Origin of the sequence: Streptomyces sp. NRRL B-1347, from assembly GCF_000720325.1 — a bacterium.
Classification (GTDB): Bacteria; Actinomycetota; Actinomycetes; order Streptomycetales; family Streptomycetaceae; genus Streptomyces.
Window position 1 is genome coordinate 41,345 of record NZ_JOJM01000046.1, and the last position, 25,279, is coordinate 66,623.

General features: G+C 72.8%; 22 protein-coding genes and 1 pseudogene. 14 read left to right on the forward strand and 9 right to left on the reverse strand.

Features of this window, described 5'->3' with window-relative positions; translation table 11 throughout:
• The first annotated feature begins 41 nt into the window (after positions 1 to 41).
• Positions 42 to 1,703 carry a serine/threonine-protein kinase gene (locus tag IG74_RS0130890; RefSeq protein WP_234334510.1) on the forward strand — a complete coding sequence of 554 codons (1,662 nt, stop codon included), beginning with the start codon at positions 42 to 44 and terminating at the stop codon, positions 1,701 to 1,703.
• Between the two features lie 16 nt (positions 1,704 to 1,719).
• On the opposite strand, the gene IG74_RS0130895 is transcribed toward IG74_RS0130890, so the two are convergent.
• Complete coding sequence (locus IG74_RS0130895; RefSeq protein WP_030684098.1) at positions 1,720 to 2,541, reverse strand: SGNH/GDSL hydrolase family protein; 822 nt, start codon at positions 2,539 to 2,541, stop codon at positions 1,720 to 1,722.
• Positions 2,542 to 2,775: 234 nt separating this feature from the next.
• Between IG74_RS0130895 and IG74_RS0130900 the strand changes: the two genes are divergently transcribed.
• The 6 genes from IG74_RS0130900 to IG74_RS0130925 all read left to right on the forward strand — a co-directional run bounded on the left by IG74_RS0130900 (position 2,776) and on the right by IG74_RS0130925 (position 11,355).
• Positions 2,776 to 3,132 (forward strand): hypothetical protein, encoded by a 357-nt coding sequence (locus IG74_RS0130900; RefSeq protein WP_030684099.1) that lies wholly within the window; start codon positions 2,776 to 2,778, stop codon positions 3,130 to 3,132.
• Between the two features lie 34 nt (positions 3,133 to 3,166).
• A complete protein-coding gene (locus IG74_RS0130905; RefSeq protein ID WP_030684101.1) occupies positions 3,167 to 4,270 on the forward strand; it encodes a GNAT family N-acetyltransferase in 1,104 nt (367 codons plus the stop codon).
• Positions 4,271 to 4,699: 429 nt separating this feature from the next.
• Positions 4,700 to 5,596, forward strand: a complete 897-nt coding sequence (locus IG74_RS0130910) for a glycosyltransferase family 2 protein (RefSeq protein ID WP_234334506.1) — start codon at positions 4,700 to 4,702, stop codon at positions 5,594 to 5,596.
• Positions 5,593 to 6,600, forward strand: coding sequence for a glycosyltransferase family 2 protein (locus tag IG74_RS0130915; RefSeq protein WP_030684103.1), 1,008 nt, complete (start codon positions 5,593 to 5,595; stop codon positions 6,598 to 6,600). Before IG74_RS0130910 ends, IG74_RS0130915 begins: the two co-directional genes overlap by 4 nt.
• A complete protein-coding gene (locus IG74_RS0130920; protein ID WP_030684105.1) occupies positions 6,597 to 7,400 on the forward strand; it encodes a polysaccharide deacetylase family protein in 804 nt (267 codons plus the stop codon). Before IG74_RS0130915 ends, IG74_RS0130920 begins: the two co-directional genes overlap by 4 nt.
• Complete coding sequence (locus tag IG74_RS0130925) at positions 7,393 to 11,355, forward strand: hypothetical protein (RefSeq protein WP_030684106.1); 3,963 nt, start codon at positions 7,393 to 7,395, stop codon at positions 11,353 to 11,355. The genes IG74_RS0130920 and IG74_RS0130925 overlap by 8 nt, the downstream gene beginning before the upstream one ends.
• A 24-nt stretch (positions 11,356 to 11,379) precedes the next feature.
• On the opposite strand, the gene IG74_RS0130930 is transcribed toward IG74_RS0130925, so the two are convergent.
• A complete protein-coding gene (locus IG74_RS0130930; protein ID WP_030684108.1) occupies positions 11,380 to 12,804 on the reverse strand; it encodes a GH39 family glycosyl hydrolase in 1,425 nt (474 codons plus the stop codon).
• A gap of 133 nt (positions 12,805 to 12,937) precedes the next feature.
• On the opposite strand from IG74_RS0130930, the gene IG74_RS0130935 reads away from it, so the two are divergent.
• Positions 12,938 to 14,032 carry a DUF5925 domain-containing protein gene (locus IG74_RS0130935; protein WP_030684109.1) on the forward strand — a complete coding sequence of 365 codons (1,095 nt, stop codon included), beginning with the start codon at positions 12,938 to 12,940 and terminating at the stop codon, positions 14,030 to 14,032.
• 79 nt (positions 14,033 to 14,111) lie between these two features.
• Here IG74_RS0130935 and IG74_RS0130940 read toward each other — a convergent pair whose 3' ends face one another.
• Complete coding sequence (locus IG74_RS0130940) at positions 14,112 to 14,495, reverse strand: GntR family transcriptional regulator (protein WP_030684110.1); 384 nt, start codon at positions 14,493 to 14,495, stop codon at positions 14,112 to 14,114.
• Between the two features lie 69 nt (positions 14,496 to 14,564).
• Here IG74_RS0130940 and IG74_RS0130945 point away from each other — a divergent pair, with 69 nt between their 5' ends.
• From IG74_RS0130945 to IG74_RS0130960, 4 genes are all read left to right on the forward strand, one after another.
• Complete coding sequence (locus IG74_RS0130945; RefSeq protein ID WP_030684112.1) at positions 14,565 to 15,497, forward strand: GNAT family N-acetyltransferase; 933 nt, start codon at positions 14,565 to 14,567, stop codon at positions 15,495 to 15,497.
• A complete protein-coding gene (locus tag IG74_RS0130950) occupies positions 15,478 to 15,996 on the forward strand; it encodes a DUF402 domain-containing protein (RefSeq protein ID WP_030684113.1) in 519 nt (172 codons plus the stop codon). The genes IG74_RS0130945 and IG74_RS0130950 overlap by 20 nt, the downstream gene beginning before the upstream one ends.
• A 74-nt stretch (positions 15,997 to 16,070) precedes the next feature.
• The gene (locus IG74_RS0130955; protein ID WP_030684114.1) at positions 16,071 to 16,640 is read left to right on the forward strand and encodes a TetR/AcrR family transcriptional regulator; all 570 of its coding nucleotides are present in this window, start codon (positions 16,071 to 16,073) and stop codon (positions 16,638 to 16,640) included.
• Positions 16,641 to 16,692: 52 nt separating this feature from the next.
• Positions 16,693 to 17,871, forward strand: coding sequence for a GDSL-type esterase/lipase family protein (locus IG74_RS0130960; RefSeq protein ID WP_030684117.1), 1,179 nt, complete (start codon positions 16,693 to 16,695; stop codon positions 17,869 to 17,871).
• A gap of 131 nt (positions 17,872 to 18,002) precedes the next feature.
• Here IG74_RS0130960 and IG74_RS0130965 read toward each other — a convergent pair whose 3' ends face one another.
• From IG74_RS0130965 to IG74_RS0130980, 4 genes are read right to left on the reverse strand one after another with little or no spacing between them, the layout of a single operon-like run.
• Positions 18,003 to 18,488 carry a GNAT family N-acetyltransferase gene (locus tag IG74_RS0130965; RefSeq protein WP_051855694.1) on the reverse strand — a complete coding sequence of 162 codons (486 nt, stop codon included), beginning with the start codon at positions 18,486 to 18,488 and terminating at the stop codon, positions 18,003 to 18,005.
• Positions 18,485 to 19,993 (reverse strand): tripartite tricarboxylate transporter permease, encoded by a 1,509-nt coding sequence (locus IG74_RS0130970; RefSeq protein WP_030684120.1) that lies wholly within the window; start codon positions 19,991 to 19,993, stop codon positions 18,485 to 18,487. The genes IG74_RS0130965 and IG74_RS0130970 overlap by 4 nt, the downstream gene beginning before the upstream one ends.
• A gap of 1 nt (position 19,994) precedes the next feature.
• Entirely contained in the window at positions 19,995 to 20,525 is a 531-nt protein-coding gene (locus IG74_RS0130975) for a tripartite tricarboxylate transporter TctB family protein (RefSeq protein ID WP_030684122.1), read from the reverse strand.
• Positions 20,522 to 21,523, reverse strand: coding sequence for a tripartite tricarboxylate transporter substrate binding protein (locus IG74_RS0130980; RefSeq protein ID WP_051855712.1), 1,002 nt, complete (start codon positions 21,521 to 21,523; stop codon positions 20,522 to 20,524). Before IG74_RS0130980 ends, IG74_RS0130975 begins: the two co-directional genes overlap by 4 nt.
• 158 nt (positions 21,524 to 21,681) lie before the next feature.
• Between IG74_RS0130980 and IG74_RS53625 the strand changes: the two are divergent.
• Positions 21,682 to 22,032 (forward strand): annotated as a pseudogene (locus tag IG74_RS53625) (response regulator); the annotation flags it as partial.
• Positions 22,033 to 22,392: 360 nt separating this feature from the next.
• The gene (locus tag IG74_RS53630) at positions 22,393 to 23,379 is read left to right on the forward strand and encodes a lytic polysaccharide monooxygenase auxiliary activity family 9 protein (protein ID WP_030684125.1); all 987 of its coding nucleotides are present in this window, start codon (positions 22,393 to 22,395) and stop codon (positions 23,377 to 23,379) included.
• Positions 23,380 to 23,382: 3 nt separating this feature from the next.
• Here the strand turns inward: IG74_RS53630 and IG74_RS0130990 are convergent, their stop codons facing one another.
• Positions 23,383 to 24,282 (reverse strand): esterase/lipase family protein, encoded by a 900-nt coding sequence (locus IG74_RS0130990; protein ID WP_030684126.1) that lies wholly within the window; start codon positions 24,280 to 24,282, stop codon positions 23,383 to 23,385.
• 190 nt (positions 24,283 to 24,472) lie between these two features.
• Positions 24,473 to 25,150, reverse strand: coding sequence for a pentapeptide repeat-containing protein (locus tag IG74_RS0130995; protein WP_030684129.1), 678 nt, complete (start codon positions 25,148 to 25,150; stop codon positions 24,473 to 24,475).
• Between the last annotated feature and the right edge of the window lie 129 nt (positions 25,151 to 25,279).

Consider the following 25,279-nt stretch of genomic DNA (forward strand, 5'->3'; position numbering starts at 1 on the left):
CGGGGCGTTACCGCCTCCTCTCCCCGCTCGGCGAGGGCGGCATGGGCACGGTGTGGCGGGCCCGGGACGACGTGCTGGGCCGCGAGGTCGCGGTCAAGGAGGTCCGCGCGCCCGCGGGCCTCCCGGCCGGCGACGTGGAGCGCCTGTACGCGCGCCTGGAGCGGGAGGCCTGGGCCGCCGCCCGCATCCCGCACCGGAACGTGGTCACGGTGTACGACGTGGCGCGCGAGGAGGGCCGCCCCTGGATCGTCATGGAGCTGATCCGCGGCCTGGCCCTGGCGGACGTCCTGGAGGCCGAGGGGCCGATGCCGCCGCAGCGGGCCGCGCGCGTCGGCGCCGAGGTCCTCGGCGCGCTCCGGGCCGCCCACGGAGCGGGCGTCCTGCACCGCGACGTGAAGCCGGGCAACGTCCTGCTCGCCAACGACGGCCGCGTGGTCCTGACGGACTTCGGCATCGCGATGGTGGAGGGCAGCTCGGCCCTGACGATGACGGGCGAGGTCGTCGGGTCGCCCGAATTCCTCGCGCCGGAGCGGGCGTTGGGGCAGCGGCCAGGGCCCGAGTCCGACCTGTGGTCACTCGGCGTCCTGCTGTACGCGGCGGTGGAGGGCGTGTCGCCGTTCCGGCAGGACACCCCGCTGAGCACGCTGCGCGCGGTCGTCGACGAGGAGCTGCCGCCGCCGCGCGACGCCGGACCGCTGCTGCCGGTCATCGAGGGCCTGCTCCGCAAGGACCCCGCCGAGCGCGTCACGGCCGCCGACGCCGAGCGCGATCTGCGGCTGATCGCGGAGGGCCATCCGCCGAACAGCCGACGGGACGTCCCGTACGCGCCGACGGCGGTCTCCCACCAGCGGCCCGACCCCGTACCGCCCCCGCCACCGCCGCCGCCCGGCGGCCACGCGGCCGCGGTCACCGTGGGCGCCCCGCAGGGCGGCACGACCACCACGACCACGCCCGGGACGACCCGCTCGCGCCGCACGGCCGCGGTCCTCGTCGCGGGTGCCGCCGCGCTGGTGCTCGCCATCGCCGGGATCACGTACGCCCTCGTCAACGACGACGACGGGGGCGGCGGAAGTGACGGCGGCAGCACGTCCGGCGCCGACGCGGGCGGCACCGGGGGCGGCGACTCCGGCGGCAAGGGCGGCGGGAGCGGGGGCGGCGGCAGCAGCGGCAGCGGGGGCTCCGACGGCGGCGGCAGCGGCAGCGGCGGGTCGAGCAGCGGGGGCGGCACCAACGGCGGTGGCGGCAAGGGCGGTTCGACGGACGGCGGCTCCACCCACGGCGGCGGCACCGGTGGCGGCAGCGGCGGCACCACCAAGCCCCCGCCCCAGTCCGTGCGCGTCGTCCTCACCGGCCACGGCACGGAGTACCAGGGGACCTGCCCGCCCGCGCAGGGGCCCTCGTTCACGGCGACGTTCACGGTCGGGCGCGTCCCGGTGACCGTCGAGTACCGCTGGGTCACCGCCGAGGGCGAGTCCAGCGACCCGGGCTGGAAGTCGCTCTCGTTCCCGGCCGCGGGCGGCAAGACGAGACAGGTCAACCACACGGAGTCGACGGGCACAACGAGCGGGACGTACCACAACGAACTCAGCGTCGAGGTCCGCTCCCCCGTCCAGGCGACGTCCAACTCCGTGGCGTACTCCGTGACGTGCGAGGAGGAGCCCACGACCGGCGGGGGCTCCTCCTCTTCCTATTCGGCGTACTAGGCGCGCGGGTCCGGCCTCAGGACGCGTTCCTGCTGAAGACGGGCAGATAGCCGCCGGACTGGCCCGCGGCGTTCGGGTGGTACGACTCGCCGATGTTGGTCCAGACGACGCTGTGCAGCCACGGGGCGCCGGAGCAGATCTCGTGCCCGGCGAACGTGGAGGTGACGTCGCCGAAGGCGAAGCCGTGGTCGGCGGCGCGCTTGGCGAGCGCCGCGTTCAGGTGGTCGGCGCCGCCGTTGATGGCGGTGCGCTCGCGCTCGGACAGACCGGCGAGGCAGCTGCCGCCGAGCTTGTAGAAGCGGGGGTAGCCGAGGACGACGACCCGGGCGGACGGGGACTTGCTCCTGATCGTCGTGTACACGCGGTCGAGCTTGCCGGGCAGCGTCGAGTCGACGTACGCCTTGGCCTGGTTGACGCGCGCCACGCAGTTGTCCTCGGACTGCAGGACGCAGGTCGTCATGACGTCGCTGAAGCCCGCGTCGTTGCCGCCGACGGAGATCGAGACGAGGCCGGTGCCGGAGTTGAGCGGCCCCGTCTGGTTGGCGAGCACGTCGTCGGTGCGCGCGCCGGAACAGGCCGTGAAGCTGAAGCCGGCGGGCGCGTTGGCCGCGGCCCACAGCGCCGGGAACGCGCGGGTGCTGCGCTTGCAACTGCCGCTGCCGCTGTCGTAGTTGCCGGCGCCGACGCCGGACGAATAGGAGTCCCCGAGCGCCACATAGGTGGGGGCCGCGCTCCGTCCGCCGCCCGAGTCGGCGTGCGCGGCGCCCACCCCGGTGAGGGTGGCAGCCGCGGCGAGGAGGAGCGAGGAAGCGTATGCCGCGAAACGGGACAATCTCATGGAACCTCCCTGAGCAGGATTTCCGCCTCGACAGTGGTAGCACCGCACCACGCGCTGTCGATAGTGTCCATGACAATCAATTCTTCAGTAATTCCCTTGCCCGCCCTGGGAGTTCACCGATCATCCGTCGGGGTGACGGCGAACATCTGCACACTCCCTTTGCATCTTGACGAGCCGCCGCCCGCTGGGCCACATTGAAGCCCGGCATCCGGCGCTTCGGGGGGCAAGTCGCCCATGCAGACCATCAGGTTCAAGTCGGCACGCAGGGAGCTGAGCCCGCTGCTGGCGGGCGCGGCCGTCACGGCCGGGTGCGTCGGGGCGCTGTTCGCGCTGCTCGACCTCTCCTCGCCGGTGCGCGGCCCCCTGACCCTCTTCTTCCTCGTCGCCGCCCCCGCCGCCGCGCTCGCGCACTGGCTGCGCGGGCTCGACCCCTGGGGCCGTGCCCTCGCCGCCGTCTCGGCGGCGATCGTGGTCGACCTGCTGGTCGCCCAGGCCATGCTGGCCCTGCACGTGTGGTCGGTCCGCGGCGGGGTCGCGGCGGTCGCGGGGATCAGCTCGGTCATCTTCCTGTCGGCTTTGGCGCGGCGCTAGCACCACCGCGCCCCGAGGAGACGGACTTGATGTCGTGGAGATCACCGTCCACCGCCCCGGCGAACTCACCGCGGCGGACCGGGCGGCCTGGACCGCCCTGCAGTCCAAGGCCCATCTGAACGGCTCGCCGAATCTCGCGAACCCCTTCCTCTCCCCCGAGTTCACGCTCGCCGTGGCCCGGGTGCGGCGCAACGTGCGGATCGCGGTCGCCCGGGAGGACGGCGAGCCCGCCGCGTTCTTCCCGTACCAGAGATCCAGAACCGGCGTGGGCCGCGCCGTCGGCCTCGGCGTCTCCGACAGCCAGGGCGTCGTGCACCGGCCGGGCTTCAGCTGGGACGCCCGCCACCTGCTGCGCGCCTGCGGCCTGGTGATGTACGAGTACGACCACCTCGTGGACGGCCAGCCGGCCTTCGAGGCGGGGGCCACCGGCTCCTTCGCCTCCCCCGTCATGGAGCTCGACGAGGGCTACGACGCCTACCTCGGCCATCTGCGGGAGCATTCGCCCAAGTTCCTCCGCAGCACCCGCGCCAAGGGCCGCAAGCTCGCCCGCGACCACGGCGCGGTGCGGTACGTGCACGACGAGCGCGACCCCGGGGCGCTGCGCACGCTGATGGCCTGGAAGTCCGCGCAGTACCGCAGGACCGGCCGCAGCGACCGCTTCGCGCGCGCCTGGATCACCGACCTTGTGCACCAGCTCTTCCACACCCGCTCGGAGACCTTCCAGGGACTGCTCTCCGTGCTCTACGTCGACGACGCGCCCGTCGCCGCGCACTTCGGGCCGCGCACCGAGCGCGTGCTCTCCTGCTGGTTCCCGGCCTACGACCCGGCGTTCGCGAAGTACTCGCCCGGCCTGCTGCTGCATCTGCACATGGCCGAGGCCGCCGCCGCCGACGGCATCGCCCACCTCGACCTCGGGCGCGGCCAGAAGCAGTACAAGGACTCCCTCAAGACACGGGAACTGACGGTGTCCGAGGGGTGGGTGGCGCTGCGCCACCCCATGGCTCTCGGCCATCGTGCGCACCGCGCGCCGGTCCGGGCGCTGCGCAACACGGTCGTATCCCGACCGGAATTGTTCGAACCGGCGGATCGCCTGCTCAAGGGCGTGGGAAAGATCCGTTCCCGGCGTCGGAAAGAGTGAGAAGCGCGCAGGAAGCGCCAGCGAACGTCAGAGAAGAGCCAGTGAACAGGGCGCATCCAAAGTGTCCTAAGACAACGGTCAATTTATCGAAAACGTGAGACCTCGTTCCAGGTCTTGCCATACGGTCGCAAGCATCAATACCGTCGTACATCCACCCGCAACGGTCCATCGGCGTCGGTCTAGGGGAGGGCTCAAGACCGCGATGGTCCCGGTGCGGGGCGCGGTTGGGGGGTGCCTGTGCCCGGTGACCACAAGTCGTCCGGGTCACGTGCCGCGCAGTCATGCCAGCTCACCCGGGCGTGTCCCGGAGTTCACCGCACATGGTGCGCTCCGCCATGACCGGACGTGAGAACCCCCCCTTTCGAACCGGACCCACAACCGGACCGCCCGGGGGCGGGCGGTCCACCGGACGAGAGGGACAAGAGACTCATGAGTTCCGCTGTGCGCCCGTTCAATTCGGGCCAAGATCCTTTAATCGACCCGTCAGAGAACGGCTCCGCCGCGAAGTCGGCGCGGCCGTCGAAGACCAAAGGCGGATTGCCCGCCATTCCGAGTCAGCACCAATACCGGCCGGTCTCCTCACACCTGGCGATTGCTCCTCCGGTGAGCGTCGTGATTCCCGCGATGAACGAAGCGGAGAATCTTCCCTATGTGTTCAAGACCCTGCCCGACTGGATCCATGAAGTCGTCCTCGTGGACGGCAATTCCACGGACGACACGGTCAAGGTCGCGCGCGAGCTGTGGCCGGAGGTGAAGGTCGTCCGGCAGCTCGGCAAGGGCAAGGGCGACGCGCTCATCACCGGCTTCGAGGCGTGCACCGGCGACATCATCGTGATGGTCGACGCGGACGGCTCCGCCGACGGCCACGAGATCGTCTCCTACGTCTCCGCGCTGGTCTCGGGCGCCGACTTCGCCAAGGGCTCCCGGTTCGCCAACGGCGGCGGCACGGACGACATGACGCTCATCCGCAAGCTCGGCAACTTCGCCCTGTGCGCGGTCGTGAACGCCAAGTTCGGCGCCCGGTACACGGACCTGTGCTACGGCTACAACGCCTTCTGGCGGCACTGCCTCGACAAGATCGAGCTCGACTGCACCGGCTTCGAGGTCGAGACGCTGATGAACATCCGCGTCGTCAAGGCGGGGCTCAAGGTCCAGGAGATCCCGAGCCACGAGTACCTGCGCATCCACGGCGTGAGCAACCTCAGCGCGGTGCGCGACGGCCTGCGGGTGCTCAAGGTGATCCTCACCGAGCGCTCCAACAGGCGTACCCAACGGCGGAGCACACGCACCGCCGCCCTCCCGGCGGGCCAGGGAGAGGTTTCTTGATCACTATCTCGGTGGTCATCTGCGTGTACACCGAAGACCGCTGGGAGGACATCCTCTCAGCGGTCGCCTCGGTGCGGGCCCAGTCACGCGCGGCCCACGAGACCCTCCTCGTGGTCGACCACAACGAAACGCTGAGAGAACGCCTCGCCAAGGAGTACAAGGAGGCGCCGGACGTGCGGGTGCTCGCGAACGCGGGCCCCCGCGGCCTGTCCGCGGGCCGCAACACCGGCATCGCCGCGTCCGGCGGCGAGGTCATCGCCTTCCTCGACGACGACGCGGTCGCCGAGCGCGACTGGCTGCTGCGCTTCGCCGAGGCCTACGACGATCCGCAGGTGTTCGCCGTCGGCGGTGCCACCCGGCCGGTGTGGGCCTCGCGGCGCAGGCCCGCCTGGTTCCCCGAGGAGTTCGACTGGGTCGTCGGCTGCATGTACCGGGGCCATCCGACCGGCCGGGTGCGGGTGCGCAACGTGCTCGGCGGCAACGCCTCGTTCCGGCGCACCGCCTTCGAGTTCGCGGGCGGCTTCGCCACCGGCATCGGCCGCGACGGCGACAAGCGCCCGCTGGGCTGCGAGGAGACGGAGCTGTGCATCCGGCTCAGCCGGGCCAGGCCCGACGCCGTGCTGCTCATCGACGACCGGGCGGTCATCCACCACCGGGTGCCCGCCGCCCGCGAGCGGTTCCGCTACTTCCGCACCCGCGCCTACGCCGAGGGGCTCTCCAAGGCCCTGGTGGCCCGCAGCGTGGGTGCGGACAAGGGCCTGGAGTCCGAGCGGCGCTACACCACGCGGGTGCTGCCCGCCGGGGTGGGGCGCGGCCTGCGGGACGCGCTGCTCGGCCGCCCCGGCGGCGCGGGCCGCGCGGGCGCCATCGTGACGGGCGTGGTCGCGGCGGCCGGTGGGTACGTCATCGGGAGCGTTCGCGCGCGCAGGGCGGGGACGGAGTTCTCCGTCGTGGACGTGGTGGAGGGCCCCGAGGAGAGACGCAGCGAAGGGGCGGCCGGATGACCCGAAGAGGGATCCCCATATTCATGTACCACTCGGTCGCACCGCTGCCGAACGACGCCACGCACGAGCTGTCCGTGTCGCCGGAGGCGTTCGGGGAGCAGATGGAAGTGCTCCGCGCGCTCGGCTGCACTCCGCTCACCACCGCGCAGCTGGCCTGGCACTGGCGCAACCCGAGCCGGCCGCTGCCCACCCGGCCCGTCCTGATCACCTTCGACGACGGCTACGAGGGCGTGCACCAGCACGCCCTGCCGGAGCTGTCCAAGCAGGGGTTCGCCTCGACGCTGTTCATCGCGACGGGCTGGCTGCGCGGCACGTACGACACCGGGGGCGGGCTCGACACCATGCTCAGCTGGGACCAGGTGCGCGGCCTCGCCGAGTCCGGCGTCGAGATCGGCGGGCACAGCCACACCCACCCGCAGCTCGACCAGCTCTCGGACGACGCGCTGTGGTTCGAGGTGATCCGCTGCAAGGAGATCCTGGCGGCCGAACTCGGCACCCCGCCGGTGTCGTTCGCCTACCCGTACGGCTACTCCAGCCGCCGGGTCCGGCGCACGGTGCGGGGCGCCGGGTTCTGCCAGTCGCTCGCCGTGGGGAACACCCTGGCGCGCAGATGTCAGGGCCCGTACGCGCTGCGCCGGGTGACGGTGCGGCGCAGTACGGGCCTCGAGGAGTTCGAGCGGCTCGCCGAGGGCCGGTCGATCACCCGGACCTTCGCCAGGGACCGGGTCCTCACCAAGGGATACGCGATAGTCCGCCGTTGCCAACAAGCCCGCCGGAAGGCAGCTCGCTCCCGTGTCTGACACGACCACCGCACAGGCAGAGGTCACTGGGACCACCAGCAGTACCGGCGGCGCACCGCCGACCGGCGGAAAGGAGAGAAGGTCCCGGAGGATGCGGCTGCCAGGGGCGGGCGGGGGCAGCCCGCTGTTCCGCAACGCGTACGCGCTCATGGTCAACACCGGCATTTCCGGCCTGCTCGGCCTGGGCTTCTGGCTGGCCGCCGCCCGGTACTACTCGGAGTCGGCGGTCGGCCAGGGCTCGGCGGCCATCGCGGCGATGAAGCTCCTCGCGGGCGTCACCGCCGTGACGCTCACGGGCGCCCTGGCCCGCTTCATCCCGGTGGCGGGCCGCGCCACCGGCACGCTCATCTTCCGTACGTACGCGGGAAGTTCGGTGATCGTCGGGTTCGTGGCGCTGCTCTTCCTGTTCACGCTCGACCTGTGGGGGCCCTCGTACCGCTTCCTGCACGGCCCGCTCGCCGGGATCGGCTTCGTCGCGGCGGTCGTGGCCTGGTGTCTGCTCACGCTCCAGGACGGCGTGCTCACCGGGTTGCGCAGCGCGTTCTGGGTGCCGGTGGGCAACACGGTGTTCTCCGTGGTCAAGCTCGCCCTGCTGATCGTCCTCGCCGCGGCCATCCCCACGGCCGGGGTGTTCGTGTCGTGGGTGGCCGCCATCGCCCTGTCGGTGGTGCCGCTCGGCTGGCTGGTGTTCCGGCGCCTCGTGCCGTGCCACGTGCGGGCCACCGAGGGCAAGGCGCAGCCGCCCTCGATGCGCGAGATAGGCCGCTTCCTGGCCGGTGACTACACGGGCTCGCTGTTCTCGCTCGCCGTGGTGTACCTGGTCCCGGTGATCGTGGCCTCGCAGGTCAGCTCCGAGGACAACGCGTACTTCTACATCACCACCACGATCGCGGGCACCATGAACCTGCTGGCGATCAACATGGGCGCCTCGCTGACCGTCGAGGGGGCGCACGACCCGGCGCGGCTCGCCGCGAACACCCGCGCGGCGCTGCGCCGCATGCTGCGGATCATGCTGCCGATCTGCGCGCTCACCTTCCTGGCCGCGCCCTACATCCTGCACGTGTTCGGGCAGGGCTACTCCGAGGCGGCGACGCCGCTGCTCCGCTGGTTCGCGGTGGGGACGGCGCTGCGGGTCGTCATGGAGACGTACTTCGCCGTCCTCAGGGCGCAGAGCCGCACGTCCGGCCTCGCCTGGCTGCAGGGCCTGCTGTGCCTGCTCGTCCTCGGTCTGACGCTGATCCTGCTGCCGCGCATGGGGCTGACGGGCGCGGGCGTCGCGGAGATCTCCAGCCTCGCGGTGATCGTGGCGATCGCTGCGCCCAAGCTGTACGCGATCACGCACCGGACGGCGCCGGAGGCGGCGCCGGACGGCGACCTCGCGGACCTCGGCACCCCGGACGTCCCGCCGTCGCCGCGGGCCCGCACGCAGGGCGCCACCCTCACCAAGGCCCCCGGGCACCGGCTCGGCCCGGCGTGGGCCCTGCGCGAGTCCCTCGACGCGGACACCTTGCAACTGGCCATCCACCGGGCCGACCTGGACCATCAGGAGCGCAGGCCGGACGTGCGGCCGGGCCCGGCGACGCCGGTGTTCGGGACGCGGGCGTACCCGGGCTCGGGGAACACGACGGGGGGCGGCGGCATGGACGGGCACCGGCCCACCTGGGCCGTGGGGCGGCCGTTCGGCGGCACGCCGTCGCGCGGGACACCGGTGGAGCGCCCGGACACGGCCCGCGCGCCGGGTTCCGCCACGGGGTCCGCCGCCGTGCCGTCACCGGGTCCCGCCTCACCCGGTTCACCGGGCATGAAGACACCGACACCCGTCACGGGCGCCCCGGCCGTCAAGGGCGCGGCCGGGGGCTCCGCGGCGACGTCGCCCGCGCCGCCCGCCGGTGCGCCCGCGGCCGCCGCCCCCGCTCCCCCGGCGCCGCGGCGCCCCGCCCCGGCCGCGCGCCGCACGCCGCTGGTGCTCGGGCTGCTCCTCGTGCTCGCCCTCGGCCTGTACTGGGTGCCCGCGCTCGGGCTCGGCGAGAGCGACCTCGACGCGATGGGCGGGCTCGGCCTCGTCACCGTGCTCCCGATGCCCACGCTGGTCGGCGCGGTGCTCCTCGTGGTCGTGTTCGCCTCGCTGCTCCGCCTGGAGCGGCCGCTCACCTGGCTGCTCGCGCTGACGCTCGTCGCCACCGTCGTGTCGCTGCACGCGCTGCCCGCCGTCATCGAGACCGAGCCGCGGTTCGCGACGGCCTGGCAGCACCTGGGCTTCATGGAGTACATCGACAGGACCGGCACGGCGGCGCCCGACCTGGACGCGCGCTGGAGCTGGCCCGGGTTCTTCGCGGGCGCCACGTTCCTGGCGGAGGCCTGCGGCGTCTCGGACCTGACCGAGCTGATCCGCTGGTGGCCGCTGGCCATCCAGCTCCTGTACCTGCCGCCGATGTACCTGCTCACCCGGCACATGCGGGCGAGCTGGCGGGCCAAGTGGACGGGCCTGTGGCTCTTCGTCCTGAGCGGCTGGGTGGGCCAGGACTACTTCTCGCCGCAGGGCTTCACGTACGCGCTGTACATCGCCTTCGTGGCGATCCTCCTGGTGTGGTTCCGCGCGCCCCGCGTGCTCTGGTCGAAGCGGCGGCCCGGCGAGGCCGAGGTGGAGCTGGCGAACCGGCGGCAGCAGGCGGTGCTGCTCCTGGTCCTCATGGGCCTGTTCGCGGCGACGGTGCCCGCGCACCAGCTGACGCCCTTCGTGATGCTCGGCGTCGTCACGGTCCTCGTGCTCGTGCGCCGCTGCGAACTGCGGGGCCTGCCGCTGCTCTTCGGCGTCCTCGTGGTGCTCTGGCTCGGCTTCCTGGCGGAGCCGTACTGGTCGGGCCACTTCGACGAGCTGTTCGGCGGCGTCGGCGGCGTCGGCGGCAACGTGTCGTCGTCCGTCTCCGGGCGGATCGAGGGCGGCGACTCCACGCACAAGCTGGTCCTGTACACGCGCGTGGCGCTCGCCGGGAGCGTGCTCGCGCTTGCCTGCTGCGGCTGGCTGCGCAGGCGCCGGCTCAAGTACCGCGAGGTGTCGCTCGTCGTCCTGGCCTTCGTGCCGTTCCTGGGCTTCGGCATGCAGAGCTACGGCGGCGAGATGGCGCTGCGCGTCTTCATGTTCGCGCTGCCCGGGGCGACCCTGCTGGGCGGGCTCGCGCTGTTCCCGCGCACCGGGGCCACCGCCAAGGAGCGGGACCGCGACCGGGTGAGCCTCGCGCCGTTCGCCGCGCTGCTCGCGGGGCTGGTCCTGGTGGGCGGCTTCCTGGTGGCCCGCTGGGGCAACGAGCCGTTCGAGCGGGTCAGGACGGGCGAGGTCGCCGCCATGGAGTACGTGTACGCGCACGACGACCCGACCGTGCGGCTGCTGTGGATGAGCAACGACACCGTCAACAACGTGACGCCCGCGATCCCCTGGGGCGAGCGGGACCCGGAGAAGGTCGAGTACGTGCCCACCCTCGCGCCGCCCGACCCGGCCCTGGTGTCGGGCGTGGTGAAGGCGCTCAAGGACGCGGGGCCCAACTCGTACCTGATGGTCAACCGCGGTCAGACGGTGTACCTCCAGATGGACTCGGGCTATCCGAAGAACTGGGACACCCGGCTCGTGCGGAACCTGGACAAGCGCGCGGATCTGAAGAAGGTCTTCAGCAACGCCGACGCGACGCTGTACACGCTGCGCGAGCGGCCGGACGGCGCGGTCCCGGAGGCGGACCCGGGCGCGGTCGGCCCCAAGGTGACGTGGACGCCGTGGTCGGTGGTCGGCGGCCTCGCGGTCGTGGCGCTGGTGCTGCTGCTGGCGGCGCGCGAGGTGGTGCGGGTGGCGGCCGCGCCGAGCGTGGCGCAGCAGCGCTGGCTGCAGAGCAGCTTCTGGTTCTCGCTGCCGCTGCTCGCGGTGTTCCTCGCGTCGCTGATCCAGCGGTTCCTGACGATGGCGTAGCCCGCGGGGCGGGGGTGGGGCGGCTCAGCGGTCGAGCCACTTCACCCCGTACCCGGCGAGGTCGAAGCGCTTGCCGCCGATCTCCGCGCTGATGGGCCGGTCGAGCGTGTTCACCACGAGGACGGTCTTGTCGTCGGCGAGGACGCGGACGTTCGGCACGTCGTCGTCGGCGACGGTGACCTTCTCGTACTTCGTGCCGGGCGGGAAGGCGTCGGAGAACCGTGCGAGCAGGTCCAGTATCGGCTTCTCGCGGCCGCCGTCGGCGAGCTGCGTCGAGCTCCACAGACAGCCCGCGCAGTCGCCGGAGCGCTTCTGCGGGTTCCAGTAGAAGCCGCTCGTGGCGCCGCCGCGGACCAGGGCGATGAGGCCGGAGGCGTGCACGGCCACGCGGTGCGCCTCGGACCAGTCGTCGCGGTTGTCCTTGCTGTCGCCGGGCTCCACGTAGTACTCGGCCCACCACAGGGGCAGTCCGTCGGTGCGCTCGCGCAGCCAGCGGCTGACGTCCGTGAGCTTGTCGGTGGCCCCGAACTCGTCGGGGATCATCTCGTCGTCGACCGTGTAGCTGGCGCCGTCGACGACCACGAAGTCGGCGCCCGCCTTGTGCTTGTTCCAGTAGTCGAAGGCGTCGAGCGAGCGCTGGTCCATGCTGCCCCAGGGGCCCTTCAGGTCCTTGGAGACGCCGTCGGTCTGGCGCGGGTCGACGCTGTTCATCACCACGTACGGGCCGCCGACCATGATGTCCTTGTTGACGGCCTTCAGCGCTTTGTGGACGCGGTTGTACAGGTCGGTGTAGCCCTCGTAGTCCCAGCGGTGCTCGGTGGTGTTCCAGAAGCCCTTGAGTTCGTTCCAGACGACGAAGTGCCGTACGTCCGGATAGCGCTTGGCGACGGTCGCGGCGAGGCGGGCGAAGTCGTCGAAGTGCTCAGGCTTGGGGGCGGTCTCCAGGGAGGCCTTGCTCCAGTTCGTGTTGTCGGATCCTGGCTTGCCACCCTTCATCCAGTCGGGGGCGCAGCACAGGGTGACGACGGGTGTGCCGCCGGTGGCGCGGATGAAGTCGACGCGGCGGTCCATGGCGTCGAAGTCGTAGCGCCCCTTGACCGGTTCGGGGTTGCCCGAGCCCCAGCCCATGATGTGCTGGACCTGCGGCAGCGGGCGCGGCTGCTCCTTGATCAGCTTCTCGGCGCGCGCGACGGCGGCGTCCTCGCCCTGGTCCGCGCTGTACTGGGTGTGCGTGAAGCCCCAGCCGACCTCCGCCTGCCCCGGGGGCGGCGGGGCCACCGGGGTGCCGTGCACCTTGTCGCCGTCCCTCGTGGTGCCCGCGGTGCTGCCGCCGCGTTCCTCGGGCAGCGTGAGCACGGTCAGGACCAGGGCCAGAGCGGCCGCACCAACGCCGAGCAGAGCGGCGAGACGCCACTTCCGCGCATCCGAATTCCACCCATGCCGTCGCATCGAGGGCCAGCGTATCGGCGACGATTCCCGGTCGGGCGCGTTCCGTACGAGTGTCTGGGACTCGCGCGTGGCGTTCGGGCGGAGTACCGAAACCGGGGTGCACACGGGCGCATTCGTGGCGGATCATGGCGGCATGTTTGCGAACCCTCAGGACGCCCTGCCGATCCGGCTCAACGTCGACGACAGCGACTCGCCGTCGGACGTCGTCGACGCGCTGTTCCTCGGCCGCTTCGCGACGGGCGAGCAGCCGTACTCGCACAGCGCGAACATCGACCGCGTCAAGGCCGGCTCGACGCTCCTTCCGCCGGGCGCCGCCGTGCTGCGGGCCGCCCGGGACGACGACCGCTGCGCGACGCTCGCCGAGGGCGAGGGCTGGACGCTGCTCGTCTCGCGCTGGAACCGGGGCGCCGACGTCACGGTCACGGCGACCTCCGCGGAGCTCGCCGAGCGGGTCCTGAAGCAGGCCACGGACGGCGCGCAGGACGACCCTGAGCCCCAGCCGGAGAACGTGACCATGGGGTTCTGGTACGTGTCGCCGCGGCGCGGCCCGTACCGCACGACGCGGCAGATCTCCGCGGGCACGTGGTCGGAGGTGCGGCAGAACTACACCGCGCCGGTGGCCGACGCCATGGACAAGCTGATGAAGACCACGCCCGAGGACATCTCCGGGCGGCTGCTCCTGCTGCACGGGCCGCCGGGCACCGGCAAGACGTCCGCCCTGCGCACGCTCGCGCGCTCCTGGCGCGACTGGTGCCAGGTGGACTGCGTCCTCGACCCGGAGCGCCTGTTCACGGACGTGGGCTATCTGATGGACATCGCCATCGGGGAGGACGAGGGCACGGCGAAGGGCCGCTGGCGGCTGCTGCTCCTGGAGGACTGCGACGAACTGATCCGCGGCGAGGCCAAGCACACGGCGGGGCAGGCCCTCTCGCGGCTGCTCAACCTCACGGACGGGCTGCTCGGCCAGGGGCGCAACGTGCTCGTCGGGGTCACCACCAACGAGGACCTGGAGCGGCTGCACCCCGCGGTGGTGCGGCCCGGGCGGTGTCTGGCCCGGATCGAGGTGGGCGCGCTCACCCGGGCCGAGTCGGTGAGCTGGCTCGGCACCAACGAGGGCGTCTCCCGCGAGGGCGCGACGCTGGCCGAACTGTACGCCCTGCGCCGCGGCACGACCCCGCCGTCCATCCCGCCCACCCGGGACGGAGCGGACGCGGGGCTGTACCTTTAGGGCCCGTTGTGGGCAATCGTCCCGCAGGGCGGGACGGGTGGGCACAACGCGGAGGTGCCGAGCAACCGTTGACCTGGGCTCAGGCCGAGGAGCCGTAGACCGCACGCAAGGCATCGCGGACCGCCGAAGCCGCCTCGGCCTCGGAGAGCCCGAGGCGGCGGACCTGCTCGGCATAGGCCTGCGCGGCCCCGGCGGCCGCGCGAGCCGCGGCCTCGCGAGCGGCCGCGACGAACGTCCCGTTCCGCCCCCGCGTCTCGATCACCCCGTCCGCCTCGAGCGCCCGGTACGCCTTGGCCACGGTGTTCGCCGCGAGCCCTAGCTCCTCGGCGAGCCCGCGTACCGTCGGCAGCTTGTAGCCGACGGGCAGCACCCCGTCCCGCGCCTGCCCGGCGATCTGCGTGCGTACCTGCTCGAACGGCGGCGCGGCGCCCGCGCCTTCCTTGATGAGGATCTTCAGAGCCACGCGCCGATTGTCCCGCACGCGCGGAAATTCGGAGGCACCCGGGCCCGTCCCGCGCGTACCGTCCGGGCCATGACTGAGATCCGGGTGCGTGACCTGCGCACCGCAGACCCGGAGGACGCCGCCGCCTACGCGGCGGTGCGGCGCGCGGCGGTGCCCGCGCTGCTCGCCACCGCCGCGTCCGTGGCGTACGGCTGCGAGCACGCCCACCCCGACGCCCGCTACCGCGCGCTCGTCGCGGAGGCGGACGGCGAGGTGGTCGGCACGGCCCAGGTGGGGATCGCCCACGACAGCCCGGAGCCGGGGCAGGGCTTCCTGAACGTGTACGTGCATCCGCAGCGGTGCGGCCTGGGCGCGGGCTCGCTCCTGGCGCGTGCGGCGGAGGAGCACCTCGTGGGCGCGGGCGCGACGGCGCTGTACTCGTGGGTCCTGGACACGCCGCGCAACCGCGCGTTCGCGGCGCGGCGCGGCTACCGCGCGAGCCGCACCGCGCACTTCCTGCGCCTGGACCTGGCGCGGGGCGGCCTGCCGCCGCTCGCGGAGCCGCCCCCTGGTGTCGAACTGCGCTCGGCGGCCGACTTCCGGGACGACCCGCGCCCCCTGTTCGCCCTGGACGCCGAGACGGCGGCGGACGAGCCGAGCGACGTGCGCGCGGAGTTCTCGGACTACGCGTACTGGCTCACCGAGACCTGGCACCACCCGCTCCTGGACCACGAGTTGACCACGGTGGCCGTGGTGGACGGGGAGCCCGCCGCGTTCACCCTTGCGCACACCGACGGCGCGTCCCGGTACGCGTCGGGCATGACCGGCACGGCCCGCGCCCACCGCGGCCGGGGCCTGGCCAAGCTCGCGAAGAACGCCTCGCTGCACCGGGCGCGGGCGGCGGGCTGCACGGAGGCGTTCACGGGCAACGACAGCGAGAACGGCCCGATGGTCGCGATCAATCAGTGGTTCGGTTACGAGAAGTACGACACGGAGGTACGTCATGTCCGCACGATCGACTGAGGCTGGGGCCTCGACCGACGTCGAGGTCGAGCTGCGCAAGGCGGGGCGCACGAAGATCCGCTATCCGGCCCGGCTGCTCTCGGACGACGGCACCCGCGTCACGGTCCGCGCGCCCTGGGCGGGCGCGGGCGTACGGGACTTCGGCTTCGTCCGCTTCGAGCCGGGCGACACCTTCGTGGAGCACTACTGGCGCGACCGCTGGTACGCCGTCAAGGAGGTGTACGCGGCGGACGGCGCGCTCAAGGGCTGGTACTGCGACGTGACCCGGCCCGCTGTGCGCGGCGGCGACGTCCTCACCGTCGAGGACCTGGACCTCGACCTGTGGTGCGCGGCGGACGGCAGTGCCGTGCTGCGCCTGGACGAGGACGAGTTCGCGGCGAGCGGCATCACCGAGGCCGACCCGGCCGCGGCCGACGCGGCCGTGCGGGCCCTGTCCGACCTGGAGCGGCTCGCCGTGGCGGGGCTCCTGCCGCGGTCGTCCGCCGCCCTCTCGGCCTAGCCTAAGGGGAGTTCCCGTTTGCCTAAAACCTTTAGGTAACTGCATAATCGGTTCTGTCGAAGGAGAGGACCGATATGGCACGCGTGGGACTGACCCCGGAACGCCTGGCCCGGGCGGGCGCCGAGCTGGCCGACGAGGTCGGCTTCGACCAGGTGACCGTCTCGGCGCTCGCCCGGCGGTTCGACGTCAAGGTCGCGAGCCTGTACTCGCACGTGAAGAGCTCCCAGGACCTCAGGACGAGGATCGCCCTGCTGGCCCTGGGAGAACTCGCCGACCGGGCCGCCGACGCCCTGGCCGGGCGCTCCGGCAAGGACGCCCTGACCGCCTTCGCACACGTCTACCGCGACTACGCCACGGAGCACCCCGGCCGCTACGCCGCGGCCCGGCTGCGGCTCGACCCCGAGACGGCGGCCGCGAGCGCGGGCGTCCGGCACGCGGCGATGATGCGGGCCATCCTGCGCGGCTACGACCTCGCCGAGCCCGACCAGACGCACGCGGTCCGGCTGCTCGGCAGCGTCTTCCACGGCTACGTCAGCCTGGAGACGGCGGGCGGATTCAGCCACAGCGAGCCGGATCCGCAGGAGAGCTGGGTCCGGATCCTGGACTCCCTCGACGCCCTGCTGCGGAACTGGCCCGCTGCCTGAGGCCGCGCGCCGCGCGGAAACGCTTCCCCACTCCACCCCAACAGGCTGAGACATGCGCACCGAGCACCCCTTGACCACCACGCCCCTCACCGCCGAGCTGCTGCGCGGCGCCCTCGACCTGGAGCGCACCGCGTCCGGTCTGCTGCCGCACCGGCTGCCCGCGCGGGCCCGCGCCCAGTGCGCCGACGGCCAGCTGGCCATGGCGGAGTCCCAGCCCTCCGGCGTTCGCATCGCCTTCCGCAGCCGGGCCACGGCCGTGGAGCTGGACGCGCTGCCCACCAAGCGGATCTACGTGGGCGCGCCGCCCCGGCCCGACGGCGTGTACGACCTGCTCGTCGACGGCGAGCTCGTCGACCGGGGCAGCCTGGCCGACGGCAACACCCTGACCATCGACATGGCCGCCGGGTCCGCTGAGACGCGGCCCGGCCCCGCCGGCACCCTGCGCTTCACCGGCCTGCCGGACCGCGTCAAGGACATCGAGATCTGGCTGCCCCACACCGAGACCACCGAGCTCGTCGCCCTGCGCACCGACGCCCCGGTCGCGCCACTGCCCGAGCGCGGCCGCAAGGTGTGGCTGCACCACGGCAGTTCGATCAGCCACGGCTCCGACGCGGCGAGCCCCAGCACCACCTGGCCCGCGCTCGCCGCGGCGCTCGGCGGCGTGGACCTCGTCAACCTGGGCCTGGGCGGCAGCGCGCTGCTCGACCCCTTCACCGCGCGCGCCCTGCGGGACGCGCCCGCCGACCTGATCAGCGTCAAGCTGGGCATCAACGTGGTCAACACCGACCTGATGCGGCTGCGCGCCTTCGGACCGGCCGTCCACGGCTTCCTCGACACCATCCGCGAGGGCCACCCCGACGTGCCGCTGCTGGTCGTCTCGCCCATCCTGTGCCCCATCCACGAGGACACGCCGGGGCCCAGCGCGCCGGACTTCAGCGGCCTCCGCGAGGGGAAGCTCCGGTTCCTGGCCACGGGCGACCCCGAGGAGCGCGCCGCCGGAAAGCTGACGCTCACCGTCGTCCGCGACGAGCTGTCCCGGATCGTGCGCGAGCGCTCCGCGGAGGACCCTCACCTGTCCTACCTGGACGGCCGCGCCCTGTACGGCGAGGCCGACGCCGCCCGCCTCCCCCTGCCGGACAACCTCCACCCGGACGCCGCCACGCACCGCCACATCGGCGAACGCTTCGCCGGGCTGGCCTTCGCCCCCGACGGCCCCTTCGACGCCCCGTAAGGGGCGCGGGGAACTGCGCGCTCGGCGCGCGAAGAGCCGCAGTCGCGTCTGCTGCGTACCGAGCAGACGCGACTGCGGCTTTGTTGTGGCTGGTCGCGCAGTTCCCCGCGCCCCTTACGGGGCACCGGCCGTCAGGCCAGCACGGCCTTGCGGTAATGGAAGCGGTCGTAGACCCCCTCGACGCGCCGCTCCACGAACTCGTAGCCGAAGCGCGGGTAGATCTTCTGGTTCTCCCACATCATCGCGTTGGTGTAGAGCCGTATCTCGGGCAGGCCAAGGCCGCGCGCGTGCTCCTCGACGAACTCCAGGAGGCGGCGGCCCAGGCCCGTGCCCTTGGCGTCGGGGTGGACGGCGATGTTGTCCAGGTACAGGTGGTCGTCGTAGGGGTACACGACCACCAGACCGACCACGGCGCCCCCGGCGTCCTCGGCGACGTGCACCCGCCCCGCCGCCACGTTCCGGGCGTGGTCCGACTCCATGGGCGCGGGCACGCGGCCGATGCGCTCGATGTAGTGGTGGTACGCCGCGTGCGTGACGTCCCGCACGGCGGGCACGTCGGCGGCGGTGGCGGGGCGGATGACGGCCTGCGCGCCGCCCGGGGTGATCTTGTCGGTCATTCCCTCACCGTACGGCGGGAGTTCGACAGGGCGCGCGCCGGTTTCCGCAGCAGGGGCCAGAGCAGGATCAGCGCGATCAGCGCGTAGACGGTGATCGAGAAGGGTGTGTCGACCAGGCCCCGTGCGCTGCCGTCGCTGATCTGCAGGGCGCGGCGCAGTTGCAGCTCGGCGTTCGGGCCGAGGATGACGCCGATGACGGCGGGCAGGACCGGCAGGCCGTAGCGGCGCATGCCGAAGCCGATCAGGCCGATGACGAGCAGGACGACCAGGTCGAGCGCCTCACCGCCGACGGCGTACGCGCCGACCGCGGCGAAGAACAGGATCCCGGCGTACAGGTACGGGCGCGGGATGCGCAGCAGCTTCGCCCACACGGGGGCCAGCGGCAGGTTCAGGGCGAGGAGCAGCACCATGCCGACGAACAGGGACGCGATCAGGCCCCACACCAGCTCCGACTCGCGTTCGAAGAGCAGCGGCCCGGGCTGGATGCCGTACTGCTGGAAGGCGGCCAGCATCACGGCGGCGACGGCGGTCGTGGGCAGACCGAGGGTCAGCATGGACACGAGGGTGCCCGCGGCCGACGCCGACGCGGCCGACTCCGGTCCCGCCACGCCCTCGATGGCGCCCTTGCCCCACTCGTCCTTGTGCTTCGACAGGCGCTTCTCGGTGACGTACGAGAGGAAGGTGGGGATCTCCGCGCCGCCCGCGGGGATCGCGCCGAACGGGAAGCCGATGAGGGGGCCGCGCAGCCAGGACTTCCAGGTGCGCCTGACGTCCTGCCTGCCGAGCCAGGGGCGGCCGACGGGGATCGCCCGGCCGCTGGTGCGGCGCAGGTGCGCGGCCACCCACAGGGCCTCGCCGATCGCGAACAGGCCGACGGCGACGATCACCACGTCGATGCCGTCGGCGAGTTGGAGGGAGCCGAAGGTCAGGCGCTGCTGTCCGGTCATCTGGTCGAGGCCGACCAGGCCGAGGGTCAGGCCGATCAGGAGGGACGCCAGGCCCCGGATGCGGGAGGAGCCGAGCACCGAGGTCACGGCGATGAACGCGAGGACCATGATGGCGAAGTAGTCGGGCGCGCCGATGTCGACGGCGAGGTCGGCGACCTTCGGCGCGAGCGCGACGAGCAGGACCGTGCCGATCATGCCGCCCGCGAAGTGGCCGATGGCGGCGGCCGCGAGCGCCTGCGCGCCCCGGCCGGACTTGGCCATCGGGTTGCCTTCCATGGCGGCGACGACGGCGGCGCTCTCCCCCGGCGTGTTGAGGAGGATCGACGTGGTGGAGCCGCCGAACATCGCGCCGTAGTAGATGCCCGCGAACATGATGAAGGCGCCGGTGGGTTCGAGCCCGTACGTCACCGGGAGCAGCAGTGCCACGGCCATCGCGGGGCCGATGCCGGGAAGGACGCCGATCGCCGTGCCGAGGAGCACGCCGATCGCGGCCCAGAGCAGGTTGGCGGGCGTGAGCGCGGTGCCGAAGCCGTCCATGAGGGAGCTGAAGGAGTTCATGTCACAGCACTCCCATCAGGGGGCCGCCGGGCAGCGGCACGCCGAGCAGGTTGTTGAAGACGGCGTAGGTGGCCAGGGAGAGCCCGGCGGCGATGAGCGGGTCGCGGTGGACCGCGCGGCTGCCGAGGGCGTAGGCGGCGCCCCAGAAGAGCAGGGCCCCGGCGACGGGGAAGCCCACCGGCTCGATGAGGGCGGCGGTGGCGAGGAAGACCCCGGCGAGCAGCAGCACGGTGCGCCAGTCGGCGGGTTCGGACAGGTCGACGTCCTCGCCGCCCTCGGCCTCGCCGCGGCCACCCCGCAGGACGTCCACGGCGAGCAGGACGGAGATGAGGAGCAGACCGCAGCCGACGGCGATCGGCACGGTGCGCGGGCCGATGGGGCCGCGCTGGGCGATGGCGACGTCCATGGTGAGCGCGTCGGTGAGGACGACGGCGCCGAGGGCGAGCAGCATGACGCAGACGCCGAGTTCGGAGTGCTCGCGCAGCCAGGCGCGGCGGCCGCGGGCGGCGGGCGCGGCTTCGGTGGTGGTCACAGGCCGAGCTCCTTCAGGACGGAGACGACGCGCCGGTCCTGGGCATCGAGGAAGTCGCCGAACCCGTCGCCGACGAGGAAGGCGTCGTCCCAGCCGTTCTTCTTGAGGGACGCGCGCCACTCCTTCGATTCGTGGAGCTCGCGGACGAGCCCGATGAGCTTGTCGCGCTCGGTGTCGGAGAGGCCGGGGGGCGCCACGATGCCGCGCCAGTTGGTGAAGTCCACGTCGTAGCCGGACTCCTTGAGCGTGGGCCCGTCGAGTCCCTTGACCCGCTTCGGCCCGGTGACGGCGAGCAGGCGCAGCTCGCCGGACTTGATCTGGTCCAGGTACTCGCCGACGCCGGAGACGCCGAAGGCGACCTTGTTGCCGAGGATCGACGCGAGCAGTTCGCCGCCGCCGTCGAAGGGCACGTAGTTGACGTCCTTCGGCGGGATCCCGGCGGCACGGGCCATCAGCATGGGCGCGATGTGGTCGGGCCCGCCGGGGGCCGAGCCGCCGCCGACGGGCAGCTTCCCCGGCCGTTCCCGCCACGCGTCGACGAGCTCGTCGATGGTGTCGTACGGCGAGTCCTTCGACACCACGACGACGTCCTGCTCCTCGGTGAGCCGGGCGATGGGGGTGGTGTCGGCGAGGGACCTGGGCGCGTCGTTGGAGCGGACGGCGCCGACGACACCCAGGCCCATGGACATGGCGAGCCTGCCGTTGCCGTGCTCGCCGACGAGGCGGCTCAGACCCACGGTGCCGCCGGCGCCGGGCAGGTTGAACACCTCGATGTTGTGGGTGAGTCCGGCGTCCTCGGCGTTCTTCGCCGCGGTGCGGGCGGTGATGTCGTAGCCGCCGCCGGGGGTGTTGGGGACCATGAGGCGCAGGCCGGGGATCCGGGTGCCGGTGTCGTCGCCGTCGCCCGGGGTGAGCAGCGGCGGGCCCACGAGCACGAGGAGCGCGGCACCGCACAGGGCGAGGGGGACGCGCAGTCTCCTGGGAGTGCGTAGTCGCACGGGTGCCACCGCCTGTCTGACCGGTTCCGTGGGTGAGGTGGCCCACATGCTGCCCACGCGTGCGGAACCTGTCTCCCTTCCGGAAGCAACGGACGTTGTGGTCGTTGTGGTCGCGCTCGTACCCTGCGGCGACGACAAGGGGCCGAGGGGGCCGGGCGATGACGAAGGTGCTGGTCGTCGACGACGACTTCATGGTCGCCAAGCTGCACAGCCGGTACGTCGCCGCGGTGGACGGGTTCGCGGTGGCGGGCGTGGCACACAGCGGCGCCGACGCGCTGCGGGCGGCGGAGCGGCTCCGCCCCGACCTGCTGCTCCTGGACGTGTACCTGCCCGACATGGACGGGCTCGCGGTGCTGCGGGAGCTGCGCGCGGCCGAGGGGCTCGACCCCGGCCGGGTGCCGGTGGACGTCCTGTTCATCACCGCCGCCCGCGAGGCCGGGGTGATCCGCGCGGCCCTGCGCGCCGGAGCCCTGCACTATCTGCTCAAGCCCTTCAACCAGGCGGCGCTGCGGGAGCAGTTGCGGCACGTGGCGGCCCTGCGCGCCCGCCTCGACGGCCTCGCCGAGGCCCGCCAGGAGGACGTCGACCAGCTCTTCGGCGGCCGTCCGCCCGGCTCCCGCGAACTCCCCAAGGGCCTGGCCCCGCACACCGCGGACCTGGTGGCCCACACCCTGCGCGCCCACCCGCGGGGCCTGTCGGCCTCCGAGTGCGCCGAGGCGGGGCGCCCCCCCCCCCCCCCCGCCCCCCTAAGGATCGCCCGCGGCCCCTCTCAGCAGGGGATTTCGGGGTCGGCGGGGGCTAACTTGCTGATCGCCGCGGGGTTTTCGCCCCGCTTCCCCCACCCCGTACGTCGTCTAGGAGATCCCCCCATGACTGCTGCCCGCAAGGTCGCCGCGATCGCCACGGCGGGTGTCGCACCGCTCGCCCTCTCCGTGCTCACCGCCGCGCCCGCCGCCGCGCACGGGTCGATGACGGATCCGGTGAGCCGGGTGGCCGCCTGTTTCCAGGAGGGGCCCGAGGCGCCGAAGTCGGCGGCCTGCAAGGCGCTCGTCCGGGCGGGCGGCACCCAGCCGCTGTACGACTGGAACGAGGTCAACATCGCCAACGCCGCGGGCAAGTCGAAGCAGATCATCCCCGACGGCAAGCTGTGCAGCGCGGGGAACGCCAAGTACAAGGGGCTCGACCTGCCCCGCACCGACTGGCCCGCCAGCAAGCTCAGCGCCGGGAAGCACACCTTCCGCTACCGGGCCACCGCCCCGCACCGGGGCTCCTTCGAGCTGTACGTCACCAAGGACTCGTACGACCCGGCCAAGCCCCTGAAGTGGTCGGACCTTCAGGCCCGGCCCTTCGCGAAGGTCACCGACCCGAAGCTGGTGAACGGCTCCTACGAGTTCAGCGGCACCGTCCCGGCCAGGTCGGGGCGGCACCTCGTCTACTCGATCTGGCAGCGGTCCGATTCCCCCGAGGCGTTCTACACCTGCTCGGACGTGGTCTTCGGCAGCGGCAAGGGCGCGAGCAAGGGCAAGGGCGTCACCACCAAGGCCGCCGCCCCGGCCGCGGCCCCTGTCGCCGCCGCGCCGTCGGAGCAGGACATCCGCGACGGTGCCGCGAAGTCCACCGTGGAGCACAACGGCCACGGCGACCTCGGCACCCCCGGCGGGAAGAAGGCCCCGGGCAACACCCCGGAGGCCAAGGGCGGCGCCGCCCGGCCGGTGGCGGCCACCGGCGAGAACCTCGCCGAGACCGGTGGCGACGACTCCACCTCGTACTACGCCGTCGGCGGCGCCGCGGCGCTCGCGCTGGGCTCGGGCACGCTGTTCGTGGCGGCACGGCGGCGTGCCGCCACGAACCGCTAGGGCCTAGGGCAGGCAGGTCGTCGGGGTCGCGTGGGCCGGGTCGAGCGCGTTGGCCACCTCGTGGTGGGCGACCGGGTCCAGGACCCCGACGGCCACGTGCTCGGAGAGGTCCAGGGGGCACAGGTCCTGCACCAGGACGTTGCGCACGTTCGGCCCGTCGAGGAACTGCGAGCGGTAGGGGGTGACCACCTCGTCGTACCGGGTGGCGATGACGGTGTAGCGCACGCCGGGCACGGTGTCGCCGCCCGCGTTCAGCTCGGTCAGGAACGGCGATCCCGCGATCTGGTCGGCCAGGCTCGGGGTCGCCGTGGTGAGCAGGGCCTCGATGCCCGGGAAGTACGGCAGGAGCCTGGTAAGACCGAGCAGGGTCGTGCCGTGGTTGTCGGGCGCGAGGCCGACGAGCGCGTTCACCTTCGGGGCGCCGCCGAGGAACTTCAGGTAGTAGCGGGGCATCATGCCGCCCTGCGAGTGCCCGACGAGGTCGACCTCCTCGGCCCCGGTGGCCGCGAGGACCTCGTCGACGTAGGTGTCGAGCTGTTCGGCGGACTTCGCGACGGGGCCGAGCCCGTGGATGAGGGGCACGTGCGGCAGTTGGCCGTAGTCGAGCGAGAAGACGCAGTAGCCGCGGGCCACCAGGTAGGGCGCGAGGACGAGCCAGTTGTCCACGGAGTTCGCGAAGGTGCCGTGGACGAGGACGACCGGGCGGGGGTGGGCGGCGGACGGCCGGCAGTCGTAGTCGTTCCAGCCGCGGGTCGAAGAGGGCCCGGCGGAGGACGCGGTGGAGGCGGGTCCGGCAGTGGGGGCGGCGGCTTCGGCGGCCGTGGCGGTGGGGGTGAGCGTGGCGGCGCCCGCGATCAGCAGGGCGGCGGTGAGCGCGCGCAGCGCTCGTCTCCAGGGCAGCATCGGGCGATCTCCTCGCGGCTCAAGGCAGGTGCGACGACCGGCTAACGACCGACTGTGACCCGGATCACGGCATTGACGCGTTCACGCTAAATTACGTGCCGGTAGTAGAAGTGTGAAGTTGCGCGCGGGCAAAACTTCCCAGCGACCGCTGGCACGGTCGCGCACGCCGGACGGCCCGCCGCGGCCGGGCTCAGCCGTCCTTCACGTCGAGGCCGAGCGTCGCCGCCAACACCGGTGCCAGCTCCACCAGTTGCAGACCGCTGATGGTCGCCCCGCGCAGCGACGCGAACCCGGAGGCGATGCCCAGGGCCGCGGCCCCGCTGAGGTCGGCCCGGTCCACGGTGACGTTGTCGAAGCGCACGCGCTCCAGCGTGGAGCCGGGGAAGGCGACCCCCGCGAGCCGGGCCCCGCTGAAGTCGACGTCGCGCAGCAGGCAGTCCACGAAGGTGACGTCGCGCAACCCGGCCGCGCGCAGGTTCACGGAGTCGAACTTGCACTGGTGGAACACCACCCGGCGCAGCCGCGAGCCGTGCAGCTCCACCCCGGCGAGCAGCCCGGCGCCCACCTCGCAGTCCGTCCACTGGGTCTCGGCCAGGTCGACCCCCACCCAGCGGGTCTGGTGCGCCCAGACGTCGTTGAAGCGGGCCCGGCGGTAGCGCCCGCCCTCGAAGGCGACCGCGGAGAAGGCGCACTCCAGGAAGGCGGTGCCGCCGCCGTCCAGGTCGGCGAAGGTGCCGCCGTCGAAGTGCACGGACTCGTGGTCGCCGTCGCGCTCCAGCTCCCCCGCGAACACGTCGAGCCGGTGCGCGTACGGCAGGTCCGCGAGGTCACGGGGGGCGGGGGCGGCGCGGTGCGGGGTCGCGGCCATGGCGGTCCTCTCGAAGGGGGGGTGGGGTGCCGTCGTTGTATCGCGTACGGGCGGAGGCGGCCCAATCGAGCGACGGCGAACGCCCCTCGGCGACGCACCAGCCGTCGTCGCGAAGCGCCTTCAGAGAAT